At 41.4% G+C, this 22265-nt stretch carries 24 protein-coding genes; 23 read left to right on the top strand and 1 reads right to left on the bottom strand.

The features are described from left to right. Nucleotides 1-9: 9 nt before the first annotated feature. The 8 genes from hemW to mtaB all read left to right on the top strand — a co-directional run bounded on the left by hemW (nt 10) and on the right by mtaB (nt 9155). Nucleotides 10-1149 (top strand): radical SAM family heme chaperone HemW, encoded by a 1140-nt coding sequence (hemW, locus tag NSQ17_RS11960; RefSeq protein ID WP_035702733.1) that lies wholly within the window; start codon nt 10-12, stop codon nt 1147-1149. An 81-nt stretch (nt 1150-1230) separates the two neighbouring features. Beyond that, nucleotides 1231-2262, top strand: a complete 1032-nt coding sequence (gene hrcA / locus NSQ17_RS11955) for a heat-inducible transcriptional repressor HrcA (RefSeq protein ID WP_008342473.1) — start codon at nt 1231-1233, stop codon at nt 2260-2262. A 63-nt stretch (nt 2263-2325) separates the two neighbouring features. Beyond that, a complete protein-coding gene (gene grpE, locus NSQ17_RS11950) occupies nt 2326-2883 on the top strand; it encodes a nucleotide exchange factor GrpE (RefSeq protein WP_096881636.1) in 558 nt (185 codons plus the stop codon). 24 nt (nt 2884-2907) lie between these two features. Then, nucleotides 2908-4746: a molecular chaperone DnaK gene (dnaK, locus tag NSQ17_RS11945; protein ID WP_008342469.1), complete on the top strand. Its 1839-nt coding sequence runs from the start codon at nt 2908-2910 to the stop codon at nt 4744-4746. 165 nt (nt 4747-4911) lie between these two features. Continuing rightward, entirely contained in the window at nt 4912-6045 is a 1134-nt protein-coding gene (dnaJ, locus tag NSQ17_RS11940; RefSeq protein WP_217966985.1) for a molecular chaperone DnaJ, read from the top strand. 22 nt (nt 6046-6067) lie between these two features. Continuing rightward, complete coding sequence (gene prmA / locus NSQ17_RS11935; protein ID WP_017358022.1) at nt 6068-7003, top strand: 50S ribosomal protein L11 methyltransferase; 936 nt, start codon at nt 6068-6070, stop codon at nt 7001-7003. Between the two features lie 23 nt (nt 7004-7026). Then, entirely contained in the window at nt 7027-7797 is a 771-nt protein-coding gene (locus NSQ17_RS11930; protein ID WP_035390848.1) for a 16S rRNA (uracil(1498)-N(3))-methyltransferase, read from the top strand. Beyond that, nucleotides 7797-9155 carry a tRNA (N(6)-L-threonylcarbamoyladenosine(37)-C(2))-methylthiotransferase MtaB gene (gene mtaB, locus NSQ17_RS11925; protein WP_342468101.1) on the top strand — a complete coding sequence of 453 codons (1359 nt, stop codon included), beginning with the start codon at nt 7797-7799 and terminating at the stop codon, nt 9153-9155. Before NSQ17_RS11930 ends, mtaB begins: the two co-directional genes overlap by 1 nt. Nucleotides 9156-9195: 40 nt before the next feature. Here the strand turns inward: mtaB and NSQ17_RS11920 are convergent, their stop codons facing one another. Next, nucleotides 9196-10125: a Na/Pi symporter gene (locus tag NSQ17_RS11920; protein WP_039167243.1), complete on the bottom strand. Its 930-nt coding sequence runs from the start codon at nt 10123-10125 to the stop codon at nt 9196-9198. Between the two features lie 184 nt (nt 10126-10309). Here NSQ17_RS11920 and rpsU point away from each other — a divergent pair, with 184 nt between their 5' ends. From rpsU to recO, 15 genes are all read left to right on the top strand, one after another. Further along, nucleotides 10310-10483, top strand: coding sequence for a 30S ribosomal protein S21 (gene rpsU / locus NSQ17_RS11915; protein ID WP_003152957.1), 174 nt, complete (start codon nt 10310-10312; stop codon nt 10481-10483). Nucleotides 10484-10497: 14 nt separating this feature from the next. After that, the gene (locus NSQ17_RS11910) at nt 10498-10947 is read left to right on the top strand and encodes a GatB/YqeY domain-containing protein (protein ID WP_007501319.1); all 450 of its coding nucleotides are present in this window, start codon (nt 10498-10500) and stop codon (nt 10945-10947) included. Between the two features lie 141 nt (nt 10948-11088). Continuing rightward, nucleotides 11089-12402: a nodulation protein NfeD gene (locus tag NSQ17_RS11905; RefSeq protein ID WP_073413896.1), complete on the top strand. Its 1314-nt coding sequence runs from the start codon at nt 11089-11091 to the stop codon at nt 12400-12402. A gap of 27 nt (nt 12403-12429) precedes the next feature. Continuing rightward, the gene (gene floA / locus NSQ17_RS11900; protein WP_008356247.1) at nt 12430-13422 is read left to right on the top strand and encodes a flotillin-like protein FloA; all 993 of its coding nucleotides are present in this window, start codon (nt 12430-12432) and stop codon (nt 13420-13422) included. 31 nt (nt 13423-13453) lie between these two features. Continuing rightward, nucleotides 13454-13951, top strand: a complete 498-nt coding sequence (locus tag NSQ17_RS11895; RefSeq protein WP_024718815.1) for a hypothetical protein — start codon at nt 13454-13456, stop codon at nt 13949-13951. 206 nt (nt 13952-14157) lie between these two features. Continuing rightward, nucleotides 14158-14439 carry a sporulation protein YqfC gene (gene yqfC, locus NSQ17_RS11890; RefSeq protein ID WP_012010618.1) on the top strand — a complete coding sequence of 94 codons (282 nt, stop codon included), beginning with the start codon at nt 14158-14160 and terminating at the stop codon, nt 14437-14439. Nucleotides 14440-14457: 18 nt separating this feature from the next. Continuing rightward, entirely contained in the window at nt 14458-15648 is a 1191-nt protein-coding gene (gene yqfD / locus NSQ17_RS11885) for a sporulation protein YqfD (RefSeq protein WP_041090989.1), read from the top strand. Nucleotides 15649-15651: 3 nt separating this feature from the next. Next, on the top strand, nt 15652-16611 hold the full coding sequence (locus tag NSQ17_RS11880) for a PhoH family protein (protein WP_008342419.1): 960 nt from the start codon (nt 15652-15654) through the stop codon (nt 16609-16611). A gap of 138 nt (nt 16612-16749) precedes the next feature. Beyond that, nucleotides 16750-18840 (top strand): HD family phosphohydrolase, encoded by a 2091-nt coding sequence (locus NSQ17_RS11875; protein WP_342468100.1) that lies wholly within the window; start codon nt 16750-16752, stop codon nt 18838-18840. After that, complete coding sequence (gene ybeY, locus NSQ17_RS11870) at nt 18841-19320, top strand: rRNA maturation RNase YbeY (RefSeq protein WP_007501310.1); 480 nt, start codon at nt 18841-18843, stop codon at nt 19318-19320. Further along, the gene (locus tag NSQ17_RS11865; protein ID WP_024718818.1) at nt 19298-19684 is read left to right on the top strand and encodes a diacylglycerol kinase family protein; all 387 of its coding nucleotides are present in this window, start codon (nt 19298-19300) and stop codon (nt 19682-19684) included. Before ybeY ends, NSQ17_RS11865 begins: the two co-directional genes overlap by 23 nt. A 112-nt stretch (nt 19685-19796) precedes the next feature. After that, entirely contained in the window at nt 19797-20195 is a 399-nt protein-coding gene (locus NSQ17_RS11860; RefSeq protein ID WP_008342410.1) for a cytidine deaminase, read from the top strand. After that, on the top strand, nt 20188-21093 hold the full coding sequence (gene era / locus NSQ17_RS11855) for a GTPase Era (protein ID WP_007501305.1): 906 nt from the start codon (nt 20188-20190) through the stop codon (nt 21091-21093). Before NSQ17_RS11860 ends, era begins: the two co-directional genes overlap by 8 nt. A 147-nt stretch (nt 21094-21240) precedes the next feature. Next, complete coding sequence (locus NSQ17_RS11850) at nt 21241-21384, top strand: YqzL family protein (RefSeq protein WP_008342408.1); 144 nt, start codon at nt 21241-21243, stop codon at nt 21382-21384. Between the two features lie 35 nt (nt 21385-21419). Then, entirely contained in the window at nt 21420-22190 is a 771-nt protein-coding gene (gene recO, locus NSQ17_RS11845) for a DNA repair protein RecO (protein ID WP_008342406.1), read from the top strand. Nucleotides 22191-22265: the final 75 nt, after the last annotated feature.

Below are 22265 nucleotides of genomic sequence, written 5' to 3'. Positions count from 1 at the left end.
TGTCAACAAATGAAAGCAGCATACATTCACATTCCATTTTGTGAGCACATTTGTCACTATTGTGATTTTAATAAATTTTTCATTAAAACCCAGCCGGTCGATGAATACTTAGCCGCTCTTGAAAAAGAAATGCAGCACACGATCGATCAAAAAGGGGAGCAAGAACTAAAGACGATCTTTATTGGCGGGGGAACCCCGACATCACTGACAACCAGCCAGTTAGATCAGCTTATGGACAGCATTCACCGCGTATTAAAACCAACCAAAAACTTAATCGAGTTTGCAGTAGAAGCAAACCCAGACGAACTATCGCTTGAGAAATTGAATGTCTTAAAATCAGCAGGCGTTAATCGGCTGAGCTTTGGTGTTCAAACATTTGAAGATGACCTGCTCAAAAAAATCGGACGGGTTCATCAAAAGAAAGATGTTCTCACATCTTTCGAGCGAGCAAGAGCAGTTGGGTTTGACAACATTAGTCTTGATCTTATGTTTGGTTTGCCTCATCAAGAGAAGCATCATGTCATGCATTCACTAGAGACCGCTTTTTCATTAGGTGCAGAACATTATTCGGTTTATTCGTTGATTGTCGAGCCAAAGACGGTCTTTTACAATTTGATGCAAAAAGGGAAACTGCATTTACCACCGCAAGAACGTGAGGCTGAAATGTATGAGCTCGTCATGGATGAAATGGAGCGGCACGGACTCAAACAATATGAGATTAGCAATTACGCCAAACCAGGTTTTGAAAGCCAGCATAACCTCACCTATTGGAGCAACGAAGATTACTTTGGTTTTGGCGCAGGAGCGCACGGGTATGTAGATGGCGTCCGCAATGTGAACGCTGGACCAGTGAAGCATTACTTAGAGCTCATTGAACAAACAGGGTTTCCATATAAGGAAACGCATCAGGTGACAAAAGCAGAACAGATCGAAGAAGAAATGTTCTTAGGTTTGCGGAAAATTGAAGGCGTGAAAAGTGCTCATTTTCAAGCGAAATTTGGAGCATCACCAGAAGCACTCTTTCCCGCCGTTCTTGAAGAATTAGCAGAAAAAGGTCTCATTGAACAGGATGAGATTGGCATTCGTTTAACAAGAAAAGGAAAATTGTTAGGGAATGAAGTATTTCAAGCGTTTCTCGGTGAGTTATAATTGACATTTTAATTTGAGTTTGGTAATTTTGTTTATACAATTAGCACTCGTTGAAAGAGAGTGCTAACAGGGGTGATGATGATGTTAACAAATCGTCAGCTTTTGATTCTACAAGTCATTATTAATGACTTTATTCGTTCGGCGCAGCCAGTTGGATCAAGGACTCTTTCCAAAAAAGAAGACATTACATTCAGCTCTGCGACGATTAGAAACGAAATGGCTGATTTGGAGGAACTCGGTTTTATTGAAAAGACCCATTCTTCATCAGGAAGAATTCCTTCCGAAAAAGGATATCGTTATTATGTAGATCATTTGCTCTCTCCGCGAAAACTGTCATCTAAAGAGCTTGTGCTCATCCAGTCAGTATTTCAGGAGAAAATTTTTGAGCTGGAAAAAACAGTTCAAAAATCGGCGGAAATTTTATCAGATCTCACAAACTACACATCGATTGTCCTTGGTCCAAAGCTAAGTGAAAATCGATTGAAGCAAATTCAGCTTGTCCCTGTCCAGCCTAATAAAGCAGTAGCGATTATGATTACAGACAGCGGGCATGTTGAAAACAAAACCATTACCTTCTCTGAGCATCTTGATGTCTCCGATATTGAGAAGCTGATGAATATTTTAAACAGCCGCTTAGCCGGAGTCCCGATGGATCAGCTGAAGGACAGGATGTATAAAGAAGTAGTGATGCTCCTTCGCACGCATTTAAAAGACTATGATCATATTTTAGATGCACTTGGTAACACATTCACTTCAACACAAAATGAATCAAAACTTTTCTTTGGCGGGAAGATTAATATGTTGAACCAGCCAGAGTTTCATGACATTGACCGCATTCGTTCACTCATGATGCTGATTGAACAAAAGAACGATGTCATGCAGCTGTTTCATCCAAATCAGCAAGGAATCACCATTAAAATCGGTTCAGAAAACAATTTGGAAGCAATGGAGAACTGCAGTTTAATCACAGCAACTTATGCGATTGATCAAAAATCACTCGGCTCCATCGCTGTCATTGGTCCAACCCGTATGGATTACGGGCGAGTCGTTAGTCTTTTGCATCATGTATCAAAAGACTTGTCAAACGCACTTTCCAATTTGTATGATGAGTAGGGTGATAAAAGGTGGGGGCACAGCCCCTTCGTATAATTGAATCTTTTGAGGGAGGTGAACACAATGTCAGAAGAAAAACAGACACCTGAGCAAGCAGCAGAGGTTGAAGCACAAGAAGAAGCAGTTCAAGCAGAAACTGAGGAAGTAAAGCACGATGAACAGTCTGCCTTCCAAGAGAAGATTGATGAATTGCAGCAGCTTCTAGATGAAAAAGAAAACAAAATTCTGCGTGTTCAAGCAGATTTTGAAAACTATAAACGCCGTGCTCGAACTGAAGTGGAGACCGTGCAAAAATATCGTTCTCAACATGTTGTCAGCGACCTTCTCCCAGCTCTCGACAACTTTGAAAGAGCGCTTGGAATCGATCCAGACAATGAGCAGACGAAAAGTTTGTTAGAAGGTATGCAAATGGTTTACCGCCAGCTGGTAGAAGCGTTGAAAAATGAAGGCGTTGAACCAATTGAAGCTGTCGGCAAAGAGTTCGATCCAAACCTTCACCAAGCCGTCATGCAAGTTGAAGATGAAAGCTACGATTCAAACATCGTTGTAGAAGAATTGCAAAAGGGCTATAAACTCAAAGACCGAGTTATTCGTCCATCAATGGTAAAAGTAAATCAATAACTACATAATGGGAGGTCATCGAATATGAGTAAAATCATTGGTATTGACTTAGGAACAACAAACTCATGTGTTGCAGTACTCGAAGGCGGCGAGCCAAAAGTTATTGCAAACGCTGAAGGAGCACGTACAACACCATCTGTTGTCGCTTTTAAAAATGGAGAGCGCCAAGTAGGTGAAGTAGCAAAACGTCAATCAATTACAAACCCAAACACCATCATGTCTGTTAAAAGACATATGGGTACAGATTATAAAGTAGAAGTTGAGGGCAAGAACTACACGCCGCAGGAAATCTCTGCAATCATCCTTCAACACCTTAAATCTTACGCTGAAGCTTATCTTGGCGAAGAAGTAACAAAAGCGGTTATTACAGTTCCTGCTTACTTCAACGATGCAGAGCGCCAAGCAACAAAAGATGCTGGTAAAATTGCTGGTCTTGAAGTAGAACGTATCATCAACGAACCAACAGCAGCTGCACTTGCTTATGGTTTAGATAAAACAGATGAAGATCAAACGATCCTTGTATATGACCTTGGTGGCGGTACATTTGACGTATCAGTCCTTGAGCTTGGAGACGGCGTCTTTGAAGTACGCTCAACTGCTGGGGACAACCGTCTAGGTGGAGACGATTTTGACCAAGTCATCATCGATCATCTAGTGGCTGAGTTCAAAAAAGAAAACGGCATTGATCTTTCTAAAGATAAAATGGCGCTTCAGCGTTTAAAAGATGCTGCTGAAAAAGCGAAAAAAGATCTTTCTGGTGTATCTTCTACACAAATCTCACTGCCATTTATCACAGCTGGAGATGCAGGTCCTCTTCACCTAGAATTAACGCTAACGCGTGCTAAATTCGAAGAGCTTTCTGCAGACCTTGTAGAGCGTACAATGACACCTGTACGTCAATCACTGAAAGATGCTGGTCTATCTGCTAGCGAGATTGATAAAGTTATCCTTGTTGGTGGATCAACTCGTATTCCTGCAGTACAAGAAGCAATCAAAAAAGAAACAGGTAAAGAGCCTCATAAAGGCGTAAACCCTGATGAAGTGGTTGCACTTGGTGCGGCAATTCAAGGTGGAGTTATCACGGGAGATGTCAAAGACGTTGTTCTTCTTGACGTCACACCACTTTCTTTAGGAATTGAAACAATGGGCGGCGTATTCACAAAGCTGATTGAACGTAATACAACAATTCCAACAAGTAAATCTCAAGTATTCTCAACGGCTGCTGACAACCAAACTGCTGTAGACATTCACGTCTTACAAGGTGAGCGTCCAATGGCAGCAGACAACAAGACATTAGGTCGTTTCCAATTGACTGACATTCCACCAGCACCACGCGGTGTACCACAAATCGAAGTATCTTTTGATATCGATAAAAACGGTATCGTAAACGTACGTGCGAAAGATATGGGTACTGGAAAAGAACAAAACATCACAATCAAATCTTCTTCAGGTCTTTCTGATGATGAGATCGAAAAAATGGTCAAAGAAGCAGAAGAAAATGCTGAAGCAGATGCAAAGAAAAAAGAAGAAATCGAAGTGCGCAATGAAGCAGATCAATTAGTGTTTACAACAGAAAAAACATTAAAAGATCTTGAAGGCAAAATCGATGAAGAGCAAGTGAAAAAAGCAAACGACGCGAAAGATGCACTAAAAGCTGCGATCGAAAAAGGCGAGCTTGAAGACATCAAAGCGAAAAAAGATGAGCTGCAAACAATCGTTCAAGAACTAACGACAAAGCTCTATGAAGAAGCTGCAAAACAAGCACAAGCTCAGCAAGAAGGCGCTGAAGGTGCTCAAAAAGCAGATGACAATGTAGTGGATGCAGAATACGAAGAAGTAAACGACGATCAAGAGAAAAAATAATCACCTTTACTTTTGAAAAAGACTGCTGAAACGTACTCGTCAGAAAGTCAAAGTCAGGATCTCTTGGCTTTGACTTTTTTCTTTTCAACGATGAAAAGGAATTGAAAAAGATCAATTTAAAATGATACAATCGTATTTATGTGAGAAAATCGGGAGTGTGAAGAGATGAGTAAGCGTGATTACTATGAAGTGCTTGGCGTGAGTAAGAGCGCCTCAAAGGACGAAATCAAAAAGGCATACCGCAAGCTTTCAAAAAAGTATCACCCTGATATTAATAAAGAAGCTGGCTCAGATGAGAAATTCAAAGAAGTAAAAGAAGCCTATGAAACCCTTTCTGACGATCAAAAACGTTCACAGTATGACCAGTTCGGTCACACCGATCCAAACCAAGGATTTGGTGGCGGCGGATTTGGCGGTGGAGGAGACTTTGGCGGCTTCGGCGGATTTGATGACATCTTCTCTAGTATTTTTGGCGGCGGAGCCAGAAGAAGAGATCCAAATGCACCGCGTCAAGGAGCGGACCTTCAATATACAATGACCCTTTCATTTGAAGAAGCGGCATTTGGGAAAGAAGCAACGATCGAGATTCCCCGCGAGGAATCATGTGAAACGTGTCATGGATCAGGTGCAAAACCTGGAACACAGGCGAAGACATGCTCACATTGCGGCGGATCAGGTCAACTAAATGTCGAGCAATCCACGCCATTTGGTAAAGTAGTCAACCGCAGAGTATGTAACTACTGTAGCGGAACTGGTAAACAAATTGAACATAAGTGTTCAACATGTGGTGGATCTGGTAAAGTGCGTAAGCGTAAGAAAATCAATGTGACGATCCCAGCAGGTGTGGACGATGGTCAGCAGCTTAGAGTATCTGGTCAAGGTGAACCAGGTGTAAATGGAGGACCTCCAGGCGATCTATTTGTTGTTTTCCATGTGAGGGCGCATGAATTCTTCGAACGAGATGGAGATGACATCTACTGCGAAATGCCGCTTACCTTTGCGCAGGCTGCACTAGGTGATGAAATTGAAGTGCCGACATTACATGGGAAAGTCAAATTAAAAGTTCCTGCGGGCACACAAACGGGCACGAAGTTTAGACTCAAAGGAAAAGGTGTAAAAAATGTACGCGGTTATGGTCAAGGCGATCAGCATATCGTTGTACGCGTCGTAACACCGACGAATTTAACTGAAAATCAAAAAGATATCATTAGAAAATTTGCTGAAGTGAGCGGAAATAAACCGGACGAACAAGAAATGAGCTTTTTCGATAAGGTGAAACGCGCATTTAAAGGCGAGTAAGACGGATAAGGAGTTGGTAGTATTGAAGTGGTCAGAAATAAGCGTCCATACAACAAATGAAGCGGTGGAACCGATCACCAATATTTTGCATGAAGCAGGTGCAAGTGGTGTCGTGATTGAGGACCCGCTTGATTTAGTCAAGGAACGTGAAAATGTATACGGTGAGATCTACCAGCTCGATCCGAATGATTATCCTGAGGAAGGGGTCATCGTCAAAGCCTACCTTCCGATGAATAGCTTTTTGATGGAAACGGTAGATGAGATCAAAGAAGCCATCAATAATCTTCTTCTATACGATATTGACCTTGGACGAAATACACTGTCAATTTGTGAAGTAAACGAAGAAGAATGGGCGACTGCATGGAAGAAATACTATCATCCTGTGAAAATCTCTGAGAAATTTACCATCGTCCCAACATGGGAAGAGTACACACCCGTTCATTCTGATGAATTGATCATCGAAATGGACCCTGGAATGGCATTTGGAACCGGTACACATCCAACAACGGTTCTTTGCATTCAGGCGCTTGAGCGCTATGTGAAGGAAAACGACACGGTGATTGACGTTGGAACAGGATCTGGCATTTTAAGTGTTGCCGCTGCAATGCTCGGTGCAAAAGACATTCATGCATTTGATCTCGACACCGTTGCAGTGGAAAGTGCAAAGCAGAACATCGAATTAAATGGTGTGAGCGAGCAAGTAACGGTAAAACAAAATAATTTACTTGATGGGATTTCAGGTGAACGCGATGTGATTGTGGCCAACATCCTTGCAGAGGTCATCATGCGCTTTACAGATCAAGCGTATGATCTATTGAAGAAAGACGGTTACTTTATTACATCAGGCATTATCGGACAAAAGAAATTACAAGTCAAAACTGCTTTAGAAGAAGCCGGTTTTGAGATTGTTGAAGTGCTGTCAATGGAAGATTGGGTCAGCATAATAGCGAAAAAATAAAGCGAGTAGGTGTCAGGACACGTATGCAACGATATTTTATCGACCTCACAAAAGAAGAAGTGACGGAAAAGGGAAACATCGTCATAAAGGGTGAAGATGTTCATCACCTTGCAAACGTCATGCGGATGAAAGCAGGAGAAGACATCCTTTGCTTAACGACAGACGGCTTTGAAGCGCTCAGTAAAATTGATACAATAACAAAGGAAGAAGTGATTTGTCACTTGGAAGGCTGGACGAATCAGAATCGAGAACTTCCGATCAAGGTGACGATTGCAAGCGGTCTGCCAAAAGGGGATAAGCTTGAATGGATTATCCAAAAAGGCACCGAGCTTGGCGCAAGTGCTTTTATTCCGTTTCAAGCGACTCGTTCGATTACAAAACTTGACCAAAAAAAGTCATTAAAAAAACGAGATCGCTGGGAAAAAATTGCGAAAGAAGCTGCCGAGCAGTCTTACCGGAATATCATTCCGCGCGTTCATCCAGTATCAACATTTAAAGAGCTGATTCAACTGGCCGGTGAATTCGATAAATGTGTCGTTGCATACGAAGAATCATCGAAAGAAGGCGAGCAAAGCCGGTTTCAAACGGTGCTCCAACAGATGAAGGGCGGACAAACCTTATTAGTGGTTTTTGGTCCAGAAGGCGGTTTAGCAGAAAAGGAAATTGAAGAACTTGAAGCGCATGGTGCAGTCATTTGCGGGCTTGGACCACGCATTTTAAGAACAGAAACAGCTCCTCTTTACGCGCTTTCTGCTATATCTTATCAAACAGAGTTATTAAGAGGTGAATCATGATGGGAACAGTAGCGTTCCATACACTTGGCTGTAAGGTCAATCACTACGAAACAGAAGCCATCTGGCAGCTGTTTAAAGAAGCTGGCTATGAAAGAAAAGATTATGAATCAAAAGCAGACGTATATGTCATTAATACATGTACCGTCACCAATACAGGCGATAAAAAAAGCCGCCAAGTCATTAGAAGAGCCATTCGTCATAATCCGGATGGTGTCATTTGTGTAACAGGCTGTTACGCACAAACGTCTCCGGCAGAAATCATGGCGATTCCTGGTGTTGATATTGTGGTTGGCACACAAGACAGACATAAACTGCTTGGTTATATTGAAGAATACAGAAGAGAAAGACAGCCGATCAACGGAGTTGGCAATATCATGAAAGCACGGGTCTTTGAAGAACTAGATGTTCCTGCGTTTACTGATAGAACACGTGCTTCATTAAAAATCCAAGAAGGCTGTAACAATTTCTGTACATTCTGCATTATCCCTTGGGCTCGCGGATTACTGCGTTCTCGCGATCCAGAAGAAGTCATCAATCAAGCGCAGCAGCTTGTCGATGCTGGCTACAAAGAAATTGTATTAACAGGTATTCATACAGGTGGATACGGTGAAGATTTAAAGGATTATAACTTTGCTAAGCTTCTGAAAGAATTAGATGAACGTGTGGCTGGATTAAAACGAATCCGCATTTCATCCATTGAAGCAAGTCAAATTACAGACGAAGTGATTGAAGTGCTCGATCAGTCAGATAAAATTGTGAGACACTTGCACATTCCGCTTCAATCTGGCTCTAATACTGTACTGAAAAGAATGCGCCGTAAATACACAATGGAATTCTTTGCAGAGCGTTTAACGAAGCTCAAAAAAGCATTGCCAGGTCTTGCTGTCACTTCAGATGTGATCGTTGGATTCCCAGGAGAAACAGAAGAAGAATTTATGGAAACATACAATTTTGTCAAAGACCATCAATTCTCTGAGCTCCATGTGTTTCCTTACAGCAAACGGACAGGTACGCCTGCTGCAAGAATGGAAGAACAAGTAGATGAGAATGTGAAAAACGAACGCGTTCACCGCCTCATTGCTCTTTCTGATCAGCTTGCAAAAGAATATGCATCGGCATATGAAGGCGACGTCTTAGAGATTATTCCAGAAGAATCCTTCAAAGAACAAGACGGAACGCACAATCTGTATGTAGGATATACTGATAACTACATGAAGGTCGTATTTGAAGGAACAGAGGACATGATCGGCCGTTTGGTAAAAGTGAAGATTACGAAAGCAGGCTATCCTTATAACGAAGGACAATTCGTCCGTATAAGTGATGACGTGCAGACGGATCAAGTGAGAATGACCTCATAATGAATGAAAAACCGGCAGCCATTAGGCAAGCCGGTTTCTTTTATGTTGACTGATTTGGAAGAAGGAACAAAATCAAGGCGTGAAAAGGGCGGATGAACGGGAAAAAGAGGAGAGAACTTGCAACATTAAACAGCAGACTAAAGTGCGCAATCTGCTGGGCAGGAGAGCTTGCTAAAAGTGCAACAAACTCTGTGATAAAGGTGAGAAAAGGAAGACATAAAAGAACACCTAGAACATTAAACACGACGTGTGCATACGCGGTTTGGCGGGCTGCATAACCGCCAGAGATAGCAGCCATCACGGCAGTAATACATGTTCCGATATTGGACCCTAAAACAAAGCTGATGCCTTCTTTTAGAGCGACAGTCCCTTCATTCATAAATCCCATCAAAATACCGATACATACAGAGCTTGAATGAACAATCGCCGTGAACACTGTACCAGAGAGAAGAGCTGTCCAATCGGAATGCTGCATCATTTCAAGGAAACGCAGTGTCTCTGGCTGACTGGTCATCATACCTGCAATTTTTGAAAAACCTTGAATACAAAAAAAGATCATGCCAAGCCCAAATAAACTTTTTCCTGCATATCGAAAAGACTTCCTGCCCAAAATGATACATAAAAGACCAGCTGCAATCAGAACCCACATAAACACGTCCATCTTAATGGCAATAAATTCTGTCGTAAATGTTGAGCCGATATTCGTTCCAAGAATCATGGGTATGGATTTTTTAAACGTGAGAATGCCTGTACTCACAAAGCCGATAACGATGACCATAAACGCCGAACTGCTTTGAAGAACCCCTGTAAACACAATACTGACCAAGAATGCTTTGACTGGATGATCTGTAAAGAGAAGAAGTGATTTCTCAATACGAGACGACGTGAGTGCCATTAATCCTTTCCTAAGCAAACCCATTGCCCATAAAAAAATGAAAATAAGTGCACAAAAATAAATGATCGCCATCATAGAAAAGTCCTCCTCTTACCAATGAATATATGGACTTGTCTACCTGCTCATGACGAAAATATATTTCCAAATCACTTAGTTGACCTCAACCTAGGCTTATATTATAATGTCTAGGTACATGTTTTGCATATGTATATCTTTTTTTAATGCAGTCGATTGGTGTATTCGGAGGGAGGGAAAGAGAATGTCAAAAACGGTCGTTAGAAAAAACGAATCGCTTGAAGATGCTCTTCGTCGCTTTAAACGCAGTGTATCCAAAACTGGAACATTGCAAGAAGCAAGAAAGCGTGAATTTTATGAAAAGCCTAGCGTAAAGCGTAAGAAAAAGTCTGAAGCTGCTAGAAAACGTAAATTCTAAAGAGGGTGGATTTTATGAGTCTTCTTGAGCAATTAAATTCTGATATGAAGCTTTTTATGAAAAACCGAGAGAAAGACAAGCTTATTGTCATTCGTATGGTAAAGGCTTCACTGCAAAATGAAGCAATAAAGCTTAAGAAAGACAGTTTGACCGGAGATGAGGAACTAACCGTCCTTTCCCGCGAGATTAAGCAACGTAAAGACTCCCTCCATGAATTTTCGAAAGCTAATCGCTTAGATTTAGTAGATAAAGTTCAAAAAGAGATTGACATTTTAGACGTTTATTTACCTGAACAGCTTTCTGAAGAAGAACTGCAGGCGGTTGTGAAAGAAACAATCGCCGAAACCGGTGCTTCATCGAAAGCTGATATGGGTAAAGTGATGAGCGCTATTATGCCAAAAGTAAAAGGTAAAGCTGATGGTGCTGTGATTAACAGACTTGTCAGCGAGCAACTGTCTCAATAAAAAAGTATCCTTCTCATGTTAGAAGGGTACTTTTTTTATGCCTCCATAAACCTGTCATATAAAAATGAAACCTATGATACATTTGTAACGTATGTAAAGGAACGGTAAAATGAAAGAAAGAGAGGGGGGATCACCAAATAGATGAAAAAAATGAAAATTTCTATTGCTCTCTTCAGTTGTTTTATAATATGCTTGTTATTAGGGGTTCAATTGACCGCGAAATCAGCAGATCAGAAAGTTCATGTAATCCCAATTGAAGATACAGTAGAAAAAGGACTTTCTAAATTCATTGAACGATCATTTGAGCAGGCAAAGTCGGAACGGGCGAAGCACATCATTCTCGACATCAATACACCAGGTGGTGCAGTCGATGCGGCACTTGAAATAGCCGATACCATTCGTGCATCCGACATCCCAGTGACAGCGTTTGTGAATCATAGAGCGCTTTCAGCCGGGGCATTCATTGCCCTAAATGCCGATCAAATTTATATGACCCCAAACGGAAAGATGGGGGCTGCTGCGATCATTGACGGTGAAGGCAACGCTGCCGATCAAAAATCTGAATCTCTATGGCTTGCTGAAATGAGTGACGCTGCTGAAAAGCAGGGGCGTGATCCAAAATATGCTCTTGCGATGGCAGATGTAGATATAGACGCAAAAGAAGCTGGTGCACCAAAAGGAGAATTGCTGACCTTTAACACAGATCGGGCGCTTCAGTTCGGTTATGCAGAAGGAGAAGCGAAAAATATGGATGACTTGGTTCAGAAGCTGAACTTAGCAGATGCCTCTGTTCAATACGATGAAGTGAGCTTTGCTGAAAAGGTTGCGCGTTTTCTCACGCATCCGATCGTCATTCCTATCCTTTTATCCATTGCGAGCTTAGGATTAATTGTTGAATTATATTCTCCCGGCTTTGGGGTTCCAGGCACCATGGGAGTCACAGCGCTTCTTCTATTCTTTTATGGTCATCTCGTGGCAGGTTTTGCAGGATATGAGACATTGTTCCTGTTTTTGGCAGGGATTGTGTTGATCATTCTGGAATTATTTTTGCCAGGGGGAATCGTGGGTGTCATTGGACTAATCTGTGTCGTTGTCAGCTTATTTTTAGCAGCTGGAAGCTTTACAGAAATGGCGATTTCCATCTTGATTGCCACTGCTGTTTCAATCATAGCAGTTATTTTATTGACAAAGGTGTTGGGGAAACGTATGAAATTTTTTAAAAAGTTCATTTTAACCGATTCAACCAATAAAGAAAGTGGTTATGTCTCAAATGAAACAAGAGATGATCTTGTAGGACAAATCGCAGTGACAGCAACAGCACTTCGTCCATCTGGTACGATTGTATTCGGAGACGAGCGCATTGATGTTGTGTCAGAAGGTGCTTTTATCGATAAGGATGAACAAGTAAAAATTGTGAAAGCGGAAGGCTCACGCATTGTCGTGAGGAAAGTATAGATATACTGATTTTATAGGAGGAATAAAATGGATCCATCTACTTTACTATTATTTGTGATTATCGCAGCAGGTTTGATCGTTCTATCGATCTTCTTCACCTTTGTACCGGTGATGCTGTGGATTTCTGCCCTAGCGGCTGGCGTAAGAGTGAGCATTTTTACACTTGTAGGAATGAGGCTTCGCCGAGTGATTCCAAACCGAGTGGTCAACCCGCTCATCAAAGCGCATAAAGCAGGTCTTGATGCGACGATTAACCAATTAGAAAGCCACTATCTTGCAGGTGGTAACGTAGACCGCGTGATCAACGCACTGATCGCAGCTCAGCGTGCGAATATCGAATTGAACTTTGCTCGCTGTGCGGCAATCGACCTAGCAGGCCGTGACGTACTTGAAGCTGTCCAAATGAGTGTAAACCCTAAAGTCATTGAAACACCATTTATCTCAGGTGTTGCGATGGACGGGATTGAAGTAAAAGCAAAAGCACGTATTACAGTTCGTGCAAACATTGACAGACTTGTCGGTGGTGCAGGGGAAGAAACGATCATTGCTCGTGTAGGTGAAGGGATTGTTTCGACAATCGGTTCATCAGATAATCATAAAAAGGTTCTTGAAAATCCTGATATGATTTCTCAAACGGTTCTTGGTAAAGGATTAGATTCAGGTACAGCATTTGAAATTCTCTCGATTGATATCGCAGATGTTGATATCGGTAAGAACATCGGGGCAATCCTGCAGACAGACCAAGCAGAAGCCGACAAAAACATTGCACAGGCGAAAGCAGAAGAACGCCGGGCAATGGCTGTTGCACAAGAACAAGAAATGCGTGCGAGAGTTGAAGAAATGCGCGCGAAAGTAGTAGAAGCAGAGGCGGAAGTACCACTTGCAATGGCCGAAGCACTACGTGAAGGTAATATCGGTGTCATGGACTACATGAACATTAAGAATATCGATGCTGATACGGATATGAGAGATTCATTTGGCAAAATGACAAAAGGTCCATCTGATAATGAAAACAAATAAGCATCCTCTCACGCTTTAAGGAGGGAGCCCATTGGACATTCTATTTGAAAATCCGCTATTAATCGCGATTATCATCGGTATCATTTCTGCGGTTTTTGGGAAAATCGGTAAACAAGAGGAGAACGAACAAAAGAACCAGCAAAACAAACCGGCTCCTCAGCGTAAACCAGTGCCGCAAAAGCAAACAAAACAAACAAGTCCAGATCCGGTCGTAACGGACCAGCTTGACGATTTTGGCGATGTACATGATCATGGCGGGATGAAAAAACAAGGTTCACAATCCTTACAGGATCGTTATACAGCTACACTTGCCGAAATGGAAGAAAGAAAAAGCGAGCTGAATAAAGAGTTTCAATCGCTTGAAAGAGAACTTACAAGGCCAAAAGCAGCATCTGCTGGAATGAAGCCGAAAATGATTGAGAAACTCAACCAAGATACGGTCGTTCAAGGGATGATCCTTGGTGAAGTATTTGGAGAGCCTCGTGCGAAAAAGCCGCATCGAACGATGAAACGACCATATAAAAGATAAAGAAGTAAGCCCCCTCATCCTTAAGGGGGCTTTTTTGTTGTGTAATGGAGACTTTTCTTAGTCAAAATGATGAAACGGCTGTTTTACGGGATTCATTAGCATGATATGAACCGCTGAGGAATAGGATGATATAGAGGCTTTCTCATCAGTCTCACCATCTTTCAGTTTGATCTCATACACATGAGGTGGGAAGGGGTTCTTATTGAATGGGAAAAAGAAAAAATCGACTTAAAGCATGGCTGACAAGAACACTTGAAATCCCTCCGGACGTGATGATGGATCTTCCCCGTATTACGATGGTTGGCAGACTCCATATTTACATAGAGAACCATAAAGGGCTTTTACTTTTCAGTGATCAAGAGGTAAGGCTGATGCTCAAGCAAGGACAGTGCATTATTTCAGGAAAAGACTTTGTGATTAAAACGATTTTGCCAGAAGAGATCTTATTAGAGGGGAAAATCGATGAGGTCCGTTATATTGATTCTTAACTGACGGAGGGGAGAAACGTGAAGAACAAATGGTTTGCTTATTTTATTGGCAGAGTGGAAGTGGAGATAAGAGGAAGCGGTATTGAGCGGTTAATCAATGAGTGCACGAGACAGGGGATCACAATTTTTCAAGTGAGCCGCCGTCAAGACAGCGTGCGCTTATTTATTCGCCTCTCAGATGTACATGCCTTTAGAAAAGTGCGCAGACATCATGAGGTGAAATGTTCATTTCATCAAAAGAAAGGGTTCCCGTTTCTTCTTCTATGGTCGAGAAGAAATATTGGATTTACCCTCGGGATGGCTTTTTTCCTAGTGACGATATTGGCTCTTTCAAATATGGTGTGGAAAATTGAGATTAAAGGTGCGAATCCAGAAACAGAACACCAAATGAGAAAGCATCTGGACGAAATAGGGGTACAAAAAGGGCGTTTTCAGTTTCTTATGGGGACACCTGAAAAAATACAAAAGTCATTGACGACCAATATTCAGAGCATTACATGGGTCGGAGTTGAACTGAACGGAACGACGTTTCAAATGAAAGTGGTCGAAAAAAATGAACCTGAAAAGGAGAAATATACGAGTCCTCAGCACATCGTTGCCAAGAAAAAGGCGGTCATTACGAGAATGTATGTAGAAAAGGGGGAACCGCTTGCCCAAGTCGATGAACATGTGAAAAAAGGGCAGATGCTCGTCTCAGGTTTAATTGGGAGTGAAGATCAGAAAAAAACGGTCGGAGCAAAAGCGAAAATCTATGGTGAAACATGGTACCGATCTGAAGTTTCTGTCCCTCTCCGAACATCTTTTGATGTCTTTACGGGTAAAATGAAGACAAAGCACAAGCTATCCTTGTTTGGAGGCTCCATCCCATTTTGGGGATTTTCCTTTAAAAAAGATGATTTTCAGCAGCCGAAAACAGAAACAGAAGTTCACCCGCTTCATTTTTTGAATATGCAACTACCGTTCTCCTATGAAAAGGAAATCACACGAGAAAGTGAAAAAATAAATCGAGAATACACAAATAAAGAAGCGGTTCAAGCAGGGATTAAAATGGGTAAAAAAGAATTAGAAGAAAAGCTAGGTCAAACAGGTGAGGTGAAAAGTGAAAAAGTTTTGCACGAGACAACAGGGAATGGTAAAGTTAAGTTAATCATCCTTTACCAAGTAATAGAAGATATTGTTCAACCAACACCTATTGTTCAGGGAGACTAGAGAATGACAGAACATTTACTTGAGATTCAACAAAAATTGGATAGCCCAAACGAAGCCATTGCTTTATTTGGCAATCAAGATGCTTATCTGAAACTGATGGAAAACGAGCTGAATGTCTCCATTATCACACGTGGAGAGAAAGTGTATGTTTCTGGTCAGGAAGCATCGAGAGATACTGTGAGCCGTTTGATAACATCTCTCTTACATCTCATTCGTAAAGGAATTGAGATTTCTGAACGGGATGTCGTCTATGCCATTAAAATGGCGCAAAAAGACAAGCTCAATTATTTTGAAAATATGTATGAAGATGAAATTACGAAAAATGCCAAAGGAAAGTCGATCAGAGTCAAAACGATCGGCCAGCGTGAATATGCTGCGGCAATGAAAAAAGATGATCTGGTCTTTGGGATTGGCCCTGCTGGTACAGGTAAAACGTATTTGGCAGTGGTCAACGCAGTACATGCCCTCAAAAATGGACATGTCAAACGGATTATCCTGACAAGGCCAGCTGTTGAAGCAGGGGAAAGTCTTGGCTTTTTGCCAGGAGATTTAAAAGAAAAAGTCGATCCTTATTTAAGACCTCTATATGATGCTCTGCACGATGTGCTTGGCAGTGATCATACGGAACGCTTAATTGAGCGCGGTGTCATTGAAATTGCCCCTCTTGCTTATATGAGAGGGCGGACGCTTGATGATGCATTTGTGATTTTAGATGAAGCGCAGAATACAACACCAGCTCAAATGAAAATGTTTTTGACGAGACTAGGCTTTGGTTCTAAAATGGTCATTACAGGAGATATTACACAAATTGATCTGCCTAAAGGTATGCAGTCAGGCCTTGCAGCTGCAAAGGACATGCTTGCTGAGATCAAGGGTATCTCATTCATTGAATTAGATCAGACAGATGTGGTCAGACACCCGCTTGTGGCGAAGATCATTGGAGCATACGAAAAGCAAAAATGAACTGAGTGACCCGATCGCCTTAATCGGGTCATTTTGTTTCGATCGTGGTTTAAAGTAAAAAAGGAGGTACTTTCCTTGAGAAAGAATCAGAAAGGCAGTAAGCGAAAAAGACTGCTGTCTAAAAAAGAACCTCAAAAAATGGAGCGCTCACGCTATTTAAACGTACTGCTATACGCTGGTTTAGCAGCCATTCTGTTTGTGGTGCTCTTCTTCCATGTAAAGCCTGAATCGCTCGACCTAGATTTGTTTTCAGTGAGCGAGCAGACCATCTATTCTCCGTCTACCGTTGATGATCAAGAAGCAACAGAAGAAAAGAAACAAGAAGCAACGGATCAAGTAGAAGACCAATATACACTCAAAAAAGCGTATTCTGATAATCGTGTTGACCTCATTTCATCCCTCTTTGAAGCCATTAAAGAAGAGAAGAAAGCAGCAGCTGATGATAAAGAGAACCCGCCAACAGATCAAGAGATGGTGAAGCGTGTAAAAGAGAAACTCACAACTGATATGCAGGAAGCTGTTTCGGATCAATCGATTAAAGCACTGCTCCAAGCAAGTGACGAAAACCTTTCTTTTACAAAGGATTCCATCATCACAGTGGTCAATTCTCTCATGGGTAAAGAAATCACAGCTTCTAAGCTGCAAGATGAAAAGAAACAAGTGAAAGCAGAGCTTGAAAACAATTCGATTCCATCAAAATATTTAAATGCAGCGAAAGAAATTGGTGAATTTGCGATTATTCCAAACTATGTATTTGACCCGGTCGCAACAGAGAAGAAAAGACAAGAAGCAGCTGATAATATCCAGCCGGTTCAAATCAAGCAAGGGCAAATTTTAGTAGAAGAAGGCGAGCTCATTGACCGCGAAGTTTATCGCAAATTAGAACTGACCGGCCTTTTAAACAGTTCCAATTTGTTTAAGCCTGTAAGCGGTCTTATCATCTTAATCGGTCTCTTCTTAGCGGCGATTGTCCACTCACTGGAATCGAGGAAAAAGTCGCTCGTCCATAAGAATAAATCGTTACTGCTGTACTCGCTCATTTTCACCATTATTTTAATCATCATGGAAGTATTCAGTCTCTTCCAGGAAACGAAGTATACGACCATAGGCTATGTCGTGCCTGTGGCACTTGGCACGATGCTGATTAAGCTGCTGATCAATGAGCGGCTGGCGATCTTCTCCGGCCTTGTATTTGCCCTTTGCGGCAGTATGATGTTTAATCAAGGAGTAACAGGTGTCTTTAACTATGTCATCTGTGCTTATTATCTAATAAGCGGGATGGCGGGAATTTTATTTTTGAGAACACATAATGCGAGATCGAAAATTTTGCAGGCCGGGCTTTGGGTGGCTTTAGTTAATGTACTTGTCGTGCTGTCCATTACGCTGATTCAAAATTCTTCTCCATCAGGGCTTGAAATAGGTGTAAACCTCATCATGGCGATTGTGTCAGGGTTTGCATCGGCTATTCTGGTTATTGGGTTAATGCCAGTCTTTGAGAGCATGTTTGGCATTCTTTCGACCATGAAGCTTATTGAATTATCGAACCCGAATCATCCGCTGCTGAAAAAGATCTTAACAGAGACGCCAGGTACATATCATCATAGTGTCATGGTGGCGAATTTAGCGGATGCTGCATGTGAAGCAGTCGGTGCAAATGGATTGTTAGCAAGGGTTGGAGCTTATTATCATGACATTGGGAAAACGAAAAGGCCACAATACTTTATTGAAAACCAAATGAACATTGATAATCCGCACGACAAGCTTTCTCCTCAGCTGAGCAAGAATATTATTATTGCCCATACGACAGATGGTGCTGAAATGCTGAGAGAAAAGAAGTTTCCAGAGGAACTTGTGGACATTGCAGAACAGCATCACGGAAAGTCCCTGCTGAAGTTCTTTTACTATAAGGCAAAAGAACGGGATGATCAGGTGACAGAAGAAGAATTTCGTTATCCTGGTCCAAAACCGCAATCGAAAGAAGCGGCCATTATTTCTGTAGCTGACAGCGTGGAAGCGGCGGTTCGTTCGATGCATAATCCAAACCCTGAGCGGATTGAAAAGCTTGTCAAAGGCATTATTTCAGATAAGATGCAGGATGGACAATTTAGTGAATGTGATCTGACATTTAAAGAATTAAATATTATTAGCCAAACAATTTGTACAACATTAAAGGGGATTTTCCATTCTCGGATTGAATATCCAGATGCCCCGAAGCAGAAGGTGAAGTAAATGACATTGTTAATCGATTTAATAGATGAAACAGGACAAGTATCGAAAGAGCAGCTTGAAGAAGTGGAAAAACTTCTTCAATTTGCTGCGGATGCTCTTGAAGTAAAAGATCAAGCAGAAGTATCAGTATCGATCGTTTCAAATGAAGAAATTCATCAAATTAATAAAGAATACCGAGGAAAAGATGCACCAACAGATGTAATTTCATTTGCCCTTGAGGAAGAAGGCGAAGGGGAAATTGAAATCATTGGAGCTGATGACATTCCGCCTGTACTTGGTGACATTATCATTAGTGTTGATCGTACGAAAGAGCAAGCAGAGGAATATGGACATTCCTTCATGAGAGAGCTAGGATTTTTAACGATTCATGGTTTTCTTCATTTGCTTGGTTATGATCATATGACAGAAGAAGATGAAAAAGAAATGTTCGCCAAACAGACAAAAATCTTGGATGATTATGGCCTTTCGAGATCATCGTAAGAAGCGAACGCCGCTTGTCCGTTTTTTTCGGAGTTTTTATTATGCATTTAGAGGAATATGGCGAACTTTCTTGAATGAACGGAATTTTCGGTTTCACACAGTCGCAGCCATCATCGTGGTGATTTGCGGCTTTTGGTTTCACATTCATCCGGTTGAATGGATGATCATTCTGCTTTTATGCGGCGGGATGTTTGCGTTAGAACTTGTGAATACAGCGATTGAACATACAGTAGATCTTTTCACAGAAGAGAAGCATCCTCTTGCTGAGAGAGCGAAGGACGCGGCAGCAGGCGCTGTTTGCGTTTACGCCGCCATTTCGGTTATGATTGGGTTGATGATCTTCTTACCGAAGATCATGCAATAGAACAATATTACTATTTATTAACATTTTTAGAAATGGGCGTGAAAATGTCACGTGAATTATGTAAAATATAAATGTGACAGTGGTACCATTTCTTCTGAAAGTGGGAACTAGAATGAACAAACAAGAGTTGATTTCAGAAGCAGTCAAAGCAAGAGATTTTGCATATGTACCCTATTCTAAATTCAAAGTCGGTGCAGCATTATTATCGCATGACGGAAAAGTGTATGGCGGCTGCAATATTGAAAATGCAGCATATGGTATGTGTAATTGTGCAGAAAGAACAGCACTTTTTAAAGCTTACTCAGAGGGCATCACATCTTTTCAAATGCTTGCAGTAGTGGCTGATACAGATCGACCTGTTTCACCATGCGGCGCATGCAGACAGGTCATTTCAGAGCTATGTGCACCTGATATGCCAGTGATTCTAACGAACTTAAAAGGACATATATACGAAACGACAGTAAACGAACTATTGCCAGGCGCATTTTCACCGGAGGATTTAAATGACTAACGAAAGCTTCAAATCAGGATTTGTATCAATTATTGGAAGACCAAATGTAGGGAAATCGACCTTTCTTAATCGTGTGATTGGGCAAAAGATTGCGATTATGAGTGATAAGCCCCAAACGACTCGAAACAAAGTGCAAGGTGTTCTGACAACGAACACGTCACAAACGATTTTTATCGATACACCAGGAATTCATAAACCGAAGCACAAACTTGGCGATTTTATGATGAGGGTGGCTCAAAATACACTCAAGGAAGTTGATTTGATCTTGTTTATGATCAACGCACAGGAAGGCTATGGAAAAGGTGATGAATTCATCATTGAACGACTAAAGCAAACATCGACACCGGTGTTCCTTGTCGTCAATAAAATTGACCAAATTCATCCGGATGAACTGTTCCTTTTAATTGATGAATACCGCACACGTTACCCATTTAAGGAAATTGTGCCAATTTCAGCACTTGAAGGCAACAACATTGATACGCTTCTTCAGCAAATTGAAGGTTATCTTCCAGAAGGCCCTCAATTTTATCCGGCAGATCAAGTAACAGATCACCCAGAGCGATTTATTATTTCTGAATTAATTCGTGAAAAAGTGCTGCATTTAACGAGAGAAGAGATCCCTCACAGTATTGCGGTTGCGATTGAATCGATCAAGCCAGATGAAAACGGCAAGATTCATGTTGCAGCGACCATCGTCGTCGAACGTGATTCACAAAAAGGGATTGTGATTGGTAAGCGCGGCAGCTTATTAAAAGAAGTGGGACAAAAAGCGCGCAGAGACATTGAAGCACTTTTAGGCTCAAAGGTGTATTTAGAGCTTTGGGTAAAAGTGCAGAAGGACTGGCGTAATAAATCCACACATCTTCGTGATTTCGGATTTAGAGAAGACGAATATTAAAAACCGATACAGTTGTTAGTAGATCTGACAATGGTGCGGTTCGATTAGTAAAAATTGTTTATCATGAAATGGAGGTAGCCTGGTCAAGATAAAGTTAATATGTTGGATGTAGCGTTGCTGCTTCTAATAAAGAAAGGTGGGGTTTTTATGTTGAATTTTACATGGAACGTATTTTCACAAACAGGAAGCGTTGACACGTATCTGCTTTTCAAAGAGTTAGAAAAGGAGAACCTGGAAAGACCCGATGTACTTGAAGAAGAAATAGCACGACTTGATTTTCCAATCTTATAATTCTTGACCCCCTCCAACGCTCGGAGTGTAGACAAATGCTCATTAAAAGTGAAGGAATCGTCCTTAGAACAACAGATTATGGCGAAACAAACAAAATTGTCACGCTGCTCACTAGAGAACATGGGAAAATTGGTGTGATGGCAAGGGGCGCTAAGAAATCGAACAGCCGCCTGTCAGCCATAAGCCAGCCGTTTTTATACGGAACCTTCCTGATCCAATCATCAACAGGACTTGGAACGCTCCAGCAAGGTGAAATGATGGAAAGCATGCGAACCATTCGGGAAGATTTATTTCTGACCGCATATGCCGCATATATGACAGAATTACTTGATAAAGGAACAGAAGAAAAGAAGCCAAACCCTTACTTGTTTGAACTTCTTCTTCAATCTTTACGCCATCTCAATGAAGGCACAGATGCTGATATTATTTTATTTATCGTAGAGGTTAAAATGCTGTCAGTGATGGGGTTGAAGCCTGAACTGGACCAATGTGTACACTGCGGTCAAAAAGAAGGGCAGTTCCATTTCTCAATTAGAGATAACGGATTCATCTGTAAGCAATGCTTTTCTAAAGATCCATATAAACTGCCCTTATCCCCAGCAGCAGCAAGACTGCTCCGTTTGTTTCATTATTTTGATTTATCAAGGCTTGGTCAGGTTGACGTGAAACCACAAACGAAACAAGAAATTCGTCAAGTGCTCGATCATTATTATGAAGAGTATTCAGGTCTTTATTTAAAATCAAAAAAATTCATGAATCAAATGGAATCCATGAAAAAGCTAATGGACGGTGAAAACAAAAGTTGACATCTCTCGTGACTTTTTGTAAGATCATCTAAGATCAAATATGTTGCATTGACAGAAAGAAGTACTTACGTATCA

This window comes from Bacillus sp. FSL W8-0629 (genome assembly GCF_038593225.1).
In the GTDB taxonomy this organism is placed as follows: Bacteria; Bacillota; Bacilli; order Bacillales; family Bacillaceae; genus Bacillus; species Bacillus altitudinis.
Note: the sequence above shows the minus strand (reverse complement) of the source record. Positions and strands in the feature narration are given on the sequence as shown.